The organism is Psychrobacter sp. 2Y5, assembly GCF_051847375.1.
Lineage (GTDB): Bacteria > Pseudomonadota > Gammaproteobacteria > Pseudomonadales > Moraxellaceae > Psychrobacter.
The window spans coordinates 158,008-167,387 of the sequence record NZ_JBPYDA010000008.1 but is presented as its reverse complement, the minus strand read 5'-3'; the positions used below and the strand labels follow the sequence as shown (position 1 = coordinate 167,387).

The 9,380-nt window shown below is 42.6% G+C and carries 7 protein-coding genes and 1 rRNA gene; 6 read left to right on the top strand and 2 right to left on the bottom strand.

Annotated elements, in window-relative coordinates; all coding sequences use genetic code 11:
* Nucleotides 1-207: 207 nt before the first annotated feature.
* The 4 genes from rrf to ACS8E3_RS09840 all read left to right on the top strand — a co-directional run bounded on the left by rrf (nucleotide 208) and on the right by ACS8E3_RS09840 (nucleotide 2,069).
* Nucleotides 208-322, top strand: a 5S ribosomal RNA gene (gene rrf, locus ACS8E3_RS09855).
* A gap of 174 nt (nucleotides 323-496) precedes the next feature.
* A complete protein-coding gene (locus tag ACS8E3_RS09850; RefSeq protein ID WP_439243821.1) occupies nucleotides 497-910 on the top strand; it encodes an OsmC family protein in 414 nt (137 codons plus the stop codon).
* Between the two features lie 13 nt (nucleotides 911-923).
* On the top strand, nucleotides 924-1,388 hold the full coding sequence (locus tag ACS8E3_RS09845) for a flavodoxin family protein (RefSeq protein ID WP_439243819.1): 465 nt from the start codon (nucleotides 924-926) through the stop codon (nucleotides 1,386-1,388).
* A 36-nt stretch (nucleotides 1,389-1,424) separates the two neighbouring features.
* Nucleotides 1,425-2,069, top strand: a complete 645-nt coding sequence (locus ACS8E3_RS09840; protein ID WP_439243817.1) for a DUF938 domain-containing protein — start codon at nucleotides 1,425-1,427, stop codon at nucleotides 2,067-2,069.
* A 40-nt stretch (nucleotides 2,070-2,109) separates the two neighbouring features.
* Here ACS8E3_RS09840 and ppc read toward each other — a convergent pair whose 3' ends face one another.
* Nucleotides 2,110-4,878, bottom strand: coding sequence for a phosphoenolpyruvate carboxylase (gene ppc, locus ACS8E3_RS09835; RefSeq protein ID WP_439243814.1), 2,769 nt, complete (start codon nucleotides 4,876-4,878; stop codon nucleotides 2,110-2,112).
* Between the two features lie 136 nt (nucleotides 4,879-5,014).
* Nucleotides 5,015-5,764 carry a dienelactone hydrolase family protein gene (locus ACS8E3_RS09830; protein ID WP_439243811.1) on the bottom strand — a complete coding sequence of 250 codons (750 nt, stop codon included), beginning with the start codon at nucleotides 5,762-5,764 and terminating at the stop codon, nucleotides 5,015-5,017.
* A 438-nt stretch (nucleotides 5,765-6,202) separates the two neighbouring features.
* Here ACS8E3_RS09830 and ACS8E3_RS09825 point away from each other — a divergent pair, with 438 nt between their 5' ends.
* Together ACS8E3_RS09825 and ACS8E3_RS09820 are read left to right on the top strand one after the other, a co-directional pair.
* The gene (locus ACS8E3_RS09825) at nucleotides 6,203-8,290 is read left to right on the top strand and encodes a catalase (protein ID WP_439243808.1); all 2,088 of its coding nucleotides are present in this window, start codon (nucleotides 6,203-6,205) and stop codon (nucleotides 8,288-8,290) included.
* A 257-nt stretch (nucleotides 8,291-8,547) separates the two neighbouring features.
* Nucleotides 8,548-9,330, top strand: a complete 783-nt coding sequence (locus ACS8E3_RS09820) for an MBL fold metallo-hydrolase (RefSeq protein ID WP_439243805.1) — start codon at nucleotides 8,548-8,550, stop codon at nucleotides 9,328-9,330.
* Nucleotides 9,331-9,380: the final 50 nt, after the last annotated feature.

Here is a 9,380-nt window from a genome sequence, read left to right as displayed (position 1 = left end):
GAAGCGCAGCGATGCGTGTAGCTAACCTGTACTAATTGCTCGTTTGGCTTGACCATACAACACCCAAGTGGTTTGTAGCTATCTATAAGAACTTAGTTTTATAGTTAGACAAGCATTATATCGATATCACCTTTATCCTTGGTTCAGTTAGGATAAGTGATACTTAAGTCATTAAGTAAAACAAACAGACTCATATCTAACCCCTTTGCTGACGACAATAGCACGATGGCACCACCTGATCCCTTCCCGAACTCAGAAGTGAAACATCGTTGCGCCAATGGTAGTGTGGCTCCGGCCATGTGAGAGTAGGTCATCGTCAGCTCTCTATTCCTGAAAAGCCCCCTTAACTTAACTGTTAAGGGGGCTTTTTTTGGCTAAGATTTGTAGTGAATGATTGGTTTAAAGTGTTGTTTCATTGCCCAACGACTAGTCATTACTCAGTCATTCCATTACACTATTTCTATCTACGAATAAATTAGTGAAGAAGGAATATAAAATGACCACTTCAAAAGTAACCTACCAAGGTGACCTGCGTACTACTGCCATACATCTGCAATCAAATAATGAAATCATCACCGATGCGCCGACTGACAATCAGGGCAAAGGCGAAGCGTTTTCACCGACTGATTTGCTTGCTACTAGTTTGGCAAGCTGTATGTTGACCATCATCGGGATTAAAGCTCGTGATATGGAGATAGATATTGCTGGTACCACTGCTGAAGTCACAAAAATCATGACAACCGATCCGAGACGAGTTAGCGAAATACATATCATTATTAGCTTTAATCAGGATCTTGATGATAAAACTAAAAAGGTATTTTATAACACTGCGCTCAGTTGCCCAGTAGCCAAAAGTATTCACCCTGATATTACGCAAAATGTCACTTTTAGAACCGCTAAAACATTATAATATGGTAAACACTATGCCTGCTAAGACATTGTTAATCGTTGCTCATGCACCATCACGCAATACTGAGAAGCTAGCGCAAGCGGCCTATAAAGGCGCTAATCATCCTGATATAGATATCAATGTTATTCTAAAGTCGCCACAAGAGACGCAGCCTGAGGATATATTAGCAGCAGATGCTCTGCTGTTAGGAACCACCGAAAACTTATCTTATATGGCAGGACTGACTAAGGACTTTTTTGATCGCTGCTATTATCCAGTGCTAGAGCATAAACAAGGGATGCCATTTGCCTTGTATATTCGCGCCGGTTTTGACGGTACGGGGACTAAACTCGCTATCAAAACGATTATTACTGGTCTGCGCTGGAACCAAATTCAAGATACGCTTATTTTAAAGGGTGATTGGCAAGAGGCGTTTACGGAGCAAGTAGAAGAGCTGGCGATGACGTTAGCTGCTGGAGTGGAAGCCGGTATTTATTAGGCTAGTTTTTTAAAACGATTATGACAAGATAGTATTATGAACAAAAACAACTTAGGTAATACGGATATTAGTAGCCAAGATAGACTGCCATTTTCACAAGCGTGTGAGAATAATAAACAACCTATCTTAGACGTGCTACAAAAAGAATTACAAGACTCTACTCATGTACTAGAAGTAGGCTCAGGAACCGGTCAACATAGTGTACATTTCGCGCAAAATTTGCCAAACTTGCAATGGCAAACGAGCGATGTCATTGATAACCATCAGGTAATTCAAGCTTGGCATGAGCGTTATCCTGTACCTAATTTACACGCGCCGTTAGCGTTTGATTTGATGACAGATGCCATACCAATCTCGAAAAACAATAACCCTTACGACGCTATTTTTACTGCCAATACTTTGCATATTATTGCTTGGTCTTTGGTTGAGAGACTATTTGAGTTGGCTGGAGAGGTATTACCATTAAAGGGTAAGCTAATAGTGTACGGGCCTTTTAATGAACACGGACATTATACTAGCGCTAGCAATCAACGTTTTGATTTATCGTTAAGACAGCGCGATCCTAATAGTGGCATTCGGCATAAAGAAGATATTCTCGCTTTAGCAAAACAGCATGATTTTACCTTAGACAATGAGTATCAGATGCCAGCAAACAATCAGATATTAGTATTTAAAAAATAACCGCTACCTTATTTGGTGGCGGTTATTTTAATCTAAAAACTTAACCTGTATTACGTAGTCCCGCTGCTAAAGCATTGATACTACGAATTAAGGGATCTTCTACCGCGAGTTTATCTTCTGTCGTTTCTGGTTGTCGCATGCGTTTGAGTAGCTCGATTTGAATATAATTAATCGGATCCAAGTAAGCATTACGCCACTCTAGCGAGGCCGCCAAATCTTGCTGACTGGATAACAGTGACTCTTGATCTAGCAATGAGTTAAGATTTGCGTTGGTCAGTTCATGCTCATCAATGACTGCCTGCATTATTTGCTCGCGTAAGGTTTCATCCTCACATAATTGGCTGTATGCGCGGGCAATACTCATCTCAGACTTGGTAAAGGCCATTTCAATATTGCTGACAAAAGCACTGAAAAATGGCCAGTGTTCATTCATCTCTTGCATTAAACCTTCATCTTTTTTGACACTATCTAGGGCGCTGCCCACGCCATACCAAGCAGGAAGGGTAAAGCGAGCCAGCGACCAGCCAAACACCCAAGGTATAGCCCGAATGGTCGATTTGCTCGGTAATCCTTTTTTGCGATGAGCAGGACGTGAGCCAATATTGAGCAATGAAATCTCTTGTACGGGCGTGGCTTCAGAATAAAATTGATAGAAGCCTTCTGTATTATCAGTAAGTGCCCGATATTGCTTTTCGCCTGCATCTGCCAAACGAGAAAATAATGCTTCATAGCTATCAAGCTGTTTTGGCTGTGCGACAAACCGCGATGAGCTGGCCTTTAAAGCGCCAGTGATTCCCATGGTCAGTTCAAACACCGCCGTGTCTGGATTGGCATATTTGGCGTAAAGTACTTCGCCTTGCTCGGTAAACTTGATTTGTCCGTTTAGTGTGCCAGCAGGCTGGGCAGCAATGGCTTGATGGGTTGAGCCGCCGCCACGACTGACAGAGCCGCCGCGTCCATGAAACAGTCGTGTGCTAATGCCGTATTTGTTGGCAATATTGGTGATGGTTTGCTGGGCGCTATACAGCTGCCAAGCCGAGGTGATAATGCCGCCATCCTTTGAAGAGTCTGAGTAGCCAAGCATGATCTCTTGCAAGTTCCCTGAGTGCTCGAGTAGCTCACGATATAGTGGGTTTTCTAAAATCGTAGGCATGATCTTATCAATGTTTTTAAGATCTTCAATGGTTTCAAATAAAGGTGCAACGGGTAGGGCAGCAAATAAATGACCTTCATTATCGATGCCAGATAAGCCCGCAAAACGCATCAGTAGAAGCACTTCTAACAGTTGACTGGCGTTATTGGTCATGGAGATAACATAGCTACCAAAAGTATCCTCACCAACCAGTTTGCGCAATTTCGCCACAGAGCTCATCAAGTTAAGCTGTTCACGCGTCTGCTCGCTTAAATTATCACTATAAATAAGTGGTGTGCCAGATTTTTTTAGCAAACGCGTTAGCCATTCTTGACGTTCTAATTCGTTGAGATTTTGATAGTCAGGTAGGTTTGATGCATTAGCGAAGATGTCAGCGATAACCTCACCGTGATAGCCTGAGTCTTGGCGAATATCGAGAGATGCTAAATGAAAGCCGCAAGTTTTTACTAAGCGAATGGTATCAAGCAGTAAACCTTCGCTATGAGCCTGATCATGGGTGCTCACGCTTCGTCGAATAAGTCGTAAGTCATCTAACAAGGCCTGCGGTGTTGAGTAGGCATCTTCTGCGGCTTCATCCTCTGTCCCTTGGCTTTGGATATGTTGATTGGTGGCTTTTATTTTGGCAAGGATGAGGGATAATAGCCTTCTATACGGCTCGTTATCATAATCATCAGGGTTATAATAGAAAACTTTTTGATCGAGCTCACTGTAGTCTTCGATACGAGCATATATGTTTGCGTCAATATCGACAATCGTGTCGCTATGAATAAGCTCACGACGTAATTTTCTAATTAACACTTGATAATGACGCAGTACAGTATCGGCATGCATCAAGACAGCCATCTCCGTGGTCTCATAGGTAACAAATGGGTTGCCATCTCTATCGCCACCAATCCAAGAGCCGAAGCTGACAAAGGCGGGTAGGGGATAATCGGTGAGTTCTGGATAAACCTCGACGATAGCGTCTTTGGTATTGCGATAGACTTTGGGAATGGCGGTAAATAAACTGGCATTAAAATAGTGCAAACCGTTATTTATCTCGTCATAGACCAAAGGTTTGCGCGTACGAACCTCATCTGATGACCAAAGCAGATCAATGGTCTCTGCAGTTTTTTGTTTGGCTTGCTCAAAGGCTAGGCTACCTTCGGGATAGTCAATCATAGCATCCGTATGCTCATATAGCGTTTGCAAGATGTTCATGGTGGTGCGTCTACGTGCTTCAGTAGGATGAGCGGTAAAAACAGGAATAAATTTGAGATGATCGATGAGCTCTTTTATTTGTTCAGGTTCGATATTGCGTTCACGGCACTCTAATAAGGTGCGGCGAAAGGAGCCTTCCCAGCTTTGGTTAGACTCGGCACGCATGGTACGGCGCTGCTCACGTAGATAGTTTTCTTCAGTCAAATTTGCGAGGAAAAAGTATATAGAGAACGCACGAATGACATTTTTTAAGGTTTGATTGTCTAGTGAGGCAATAAGATCAATAAGCTGCTGTTTTTTCTCTTCATTATACTCGCGGCGTTCCTGAATAAAGCCTTTACGCAAGGTCTCAATAGTATGGACAGTATCTGCTCCAGATTGGCGAGCAATGGCTTCCCCCAAAAATGATCCTAACAATCTAATACGTGCCCGTAATACTTCATTCCTTGCTAACATGACTGTTTTCCTTACTTGTGATAATGACGATTAGAGTCAACAGACTTTATTTATAAATAAGGCTCGCAAACGAATCTACGAACCCTTGATATGGTTAATATAAAAGAATACACGAATGGTGCGACAATAATAAGCATCATTTATAGGTGTTGGCTAAAAAGTCTAAGTAACGACTCCAAGAACGCTGATCGGCGCGCGCATCATATCTATCAGGGTTATTAAAATCCGTAAACGCATGCACCGCGCCGCTATAAGTGATCATTTCATGCGGTACTTTACTGGCCTCTAAGGTTTTGCCAAGGGCGGTAAAGTCCTCTAAGGGAACCGCTTCGTCGGCCGTACCATGAAAGACTAAAATCTCTCCTTTGGTTTTATCATAAGATTGTCCGGTTGGCGTCTCAAGTCCTCCATGAAAAGGTACAAAAGCCTTTTGTTCAAATCCTGCTCTTGCAAGCTCAAGCGCAACGCCGCCGCCAAAGCAATAACCCATCGTTACGCCTTCGCGGACATTATTGCCTTGCGCCTGTCCTGTATTTAGAGCACCGGCAAGCAGGCGCCGCATTTTACTACGATCGTCGTATAGCTCGGAGGTGAGCCGTTTTTTGTCTTCAAGTTCGGTAGGGCGAATGCCTGCACCAAACATATCAGCCGCTAGTACATTATAACCCTCGCTCGCTAGCATATCCGCGCGCTTTTTCTCATAATCCGTCAAGCCGTCCCAATCATGAATTAGCAGTATAAAAGGAGCGTTAGGTGTATCCGCTTGCGCGTAATATCCTTGGTAAGGTTGGTTGTCTACTGTATAGCTGATATCTTGTGTAGTAATAGCAGCAGCGCTTTGACTAAAAACGAGCGTAAGAGCGCTGACTGATAACCCAATAAGCATAGTTTGAAAACAAGAGTAGCGGGAATGACTAGATTGACAACTATTATTCGATAACATAAGCGACCTCATAAGCGTAGTGAAGAAGGGTAAAAAGACTAAAGCATGTCCTCAAACGGTACTAGAGAGTGGTTAGAGGAAGTACTTAATAAACTAAAAATAACTCTGATTCTGTCATTCTTCGCAAACGGCAAGACAATATTATCTTATTTTATTGTTCGCAAAATTACGGAATGTTCAAAATCTGTTCCGTTGCTATGATTAAAATGACGATATGGCCTAAACAAACAGTCTTTTAATAAAGTACCACAAGCACTTTTTGATAGCTGCAAACTTTAACCAAATATCAACAGGTATTATCATGTAAAACCTAAGTAAGTTCCGTAGAATTAAATTTCGCTCTTATCAGAGTCTAATTCTTATAACTAGCTAGGATGCATGATGAAAACAAATATTGATCATACTGACCCCGCAAAAGACATGAACCCTGCCCGCGGAAATGGTGGCGAAACCCATCAGCGCGCAGACGATGACGCCAAAGCGCTTACCACTCAGCAAGGTGTGGTTATTGCTGATAATCAAAACTCTTTGAAAGCCGGTAGCCGTGGCCCGAGCCTTTTAGAGGATTTTGTATTACGCGAAAAAATCAATCATTTCGACCACGAGCGTATTCCAGAGCGTATTGTTCATGCGCGTGGTAGTGCAGCGCACGGTTATTTCGAGCTGACAGAATCGCTAGAAGAATACACGACCGCCAAAATTCTTACAGAAACAGGGAAGCAGACACCTTTATTTACTCGTTTTTCGACCGTGGCTGGCAATAAAGGCTCAAAAGATACGCCTCGCGATGTCCGCGGTTTTTCGGTAAAGATATATACCGAAGAAGGTAACTGGGATATCGTTGGTAATAATATGCCGATTTTCTTTATCCAAGATGCGATGAAGTTCCCAGATCTTGTCCATGCGGTAAAGCCTGAGCCGGATCGCGGTTTCCCGCAAGCAGCCTCCGCCCACGATACCTTTTGGGATTTTGTATCTTTAAGCCCTGAGACTATGCATAATGTTATTTGGCTGATGAGCGATCGCGCCATACCCCGTAGCTTTAGTATGATGGAAGGCTTTGGCATTCACAGTTATCGTCTGCTCGATAAAGACGGCAAAAGCACCTTTGTACGCTTCCATTGGAAGCCGGTGGCTGGAGTGCAGTCACTAACTTGGGACGAAGCGGTCAAAATCTCTGGCGCCGACCCTGACTATAACCGCCGCGATATGTTTGAAGCGATCAACAATGAGATGTATCCTGAGTGGGAGTTTGGCGTACAGCTCTTTACCGAAGAAGAGGCTAATGAGTTTCCATTTGATCATTTAGATGCGACTAAACTCATTCCAGAAGAATTAGTACCGGTAAAAATTATCGGTAAAATGGTGCTTAACCGTAATCCAGATAATTTCTTTGCAGAAACTGAGCAAGTGGCATTCTGTCCTTCGCATCTACCACCGGGTATCGATTTCAGTAATGACCCGCTATTGCAAGGTCGTCTGTTTAGTTATTTAGATACTCAGCTGTCGCGTTTAGGCTCACCAAACTTTGCCCAGATCCCTATTAATGCACCAAAATGCCCATTTGCTAATAATCAGCAAGATGGTCATATGCAGATGCAAGTACCAAAGACTCGGGTACTCTACGAGCCGCAAAGCTTAGATCCTACTCGTCCGCGTGAAAGCGTGAAGAAAGGTTTTGAGTCTTTCCATGAACAGTTGGACGATGGCGTCAAAGGCCGCGTACGTGCTGAGAGCTTCGCTGATCATTATAGTCAGCCGCGCATGTTTTATCGCAGTCAAACGCCTGAAGAACAGGCACATATCGCTTCAGCCTACGCTTTTGAGCTGGGTAAAGTGGATACCGCGCATGTCCGAGCACGAGTACTCAGTCATCTGATCAATATCGATGAAGACTTAGCTGACCGTGTTGCAACCGCGCTAGGAATGGAACTACCAGAAGCGGCTGAACCTGCAGCACCCGTACAAGATATGGATATATCTAAGCCGCTCCAAACGATTGGACGCACGCCTATCTCATTAAAAGGTCGCTTAGTCGGTATTTTAGTGGCTAAAGATTCAAGCCATGAACAAGTTAAGAGGTTTGAAGACGCAGTCAAAAAACAAGGGGGTATGGTAAAAATAGTAGCCCCTAGTAAAGAGGTTGAGCTGGATGATGGTACTCGCGTACAAGCTGATGAACGCATCGCTGGTGCGCCCTCTGTATTTTTCGATGCTATTGTCAGTATCATAATGCCAGAGCAAGCCAAAAAATTAGCTCAAGATAGCGCGACGCTTGACTGGTTTACGGATGCTTACGCGCACTGCAAAGCGATCGCTTACTGCGGCGCCACGGAGGAATTTATCTTAAGTAAGCTTCCAGTAGAAAAAGATAAGTTTGTCACGCCATTAGCAGAGCTTGATAGCTTTGTTGAGAATGCAAAATCTCGTCTATGGGAACGTGAGCCCAAGGTTCGTGATTTAGCTTAGTCTTATTAAGTAGTTATTTAAACGAAAAAACTCAGCCTAAGCGCTGAGTTTTTTACTTTATCAGCTTATAACCCTCTGAACGGTTCACTTTATGCGGTAATAAAAAGTTTGCTCACAAGCGTTCACTGAATATAGTTTATTACTTGAAACTGAACGCTATAATGGTAAGCAAATGAATAAGTAAAACTATGAGATAAGTCTTAGAATAAATAGTCATTAAAAATAGATCAGTAAATTGTAGTTGATTGAGAGTTGTTATGGATTTAACAAACATTGTAGCGATTGAAGGGTATATTCAGACCACTTATATGGCCGTTTATCCTGATAAGTTATTATTGCTTGATTCAGGATGTCGATGTGATGTCGATAACATCTTGGCGTACATTACCAATGTTTTAGAGCGTCCAATAGAGCAGCTGAAGGTTGTGATGGTTACACATATGCATCCCGATCATGCTGGTGGTGCTGAGCTATTGAAACAAAAAACGGGCTGTCAAATTGTTAGCGCCAAAGCTGAAAAACCTTGGTATCATGGCATTTTAGGTAGGTTTAAACATTTGAATGATTTGGGTTTGTTGTATTATGTCGCCAATAGACAAGGCAAATCTTTTACAAACGCTTGGTATGATCCTATTTTGAAAGCTGATATAACGGTTGGAGAGGGTGATAGTGTGCCCTGTTTTGAAGACTGGATAATTTTGGAGACGCCAGGACATACGGATCGTGATCTATCCTTGTGGCATCCACAGAGTAAACAGGCGTATACGGCAGATCTTATACTGAGTATGAAAGGTAAAATAGTGTCACCATATTTGATTACTTTACCTGATGCTTATCGAGCGTCTTTAAATAAAATCAGAGCATTAAAGTTAGAGAGTTTATTATTAGCACATGATAAAAGAGTCAAGATGAGTAATGAAGACTTCGCTCGATTAATAGAAAAAACACCAAATAATCCTCGCAAAACCTCATTAAAGAATATTTTGGGCACTGCTTTTCTAAGACTCAAATTCGCTCGTAAAAGAGTTAAAACCCCTTAGTCAAAGGCCCAACTGATAAGCAAGCAGTTGATAAACGAATAAAAAAAAGC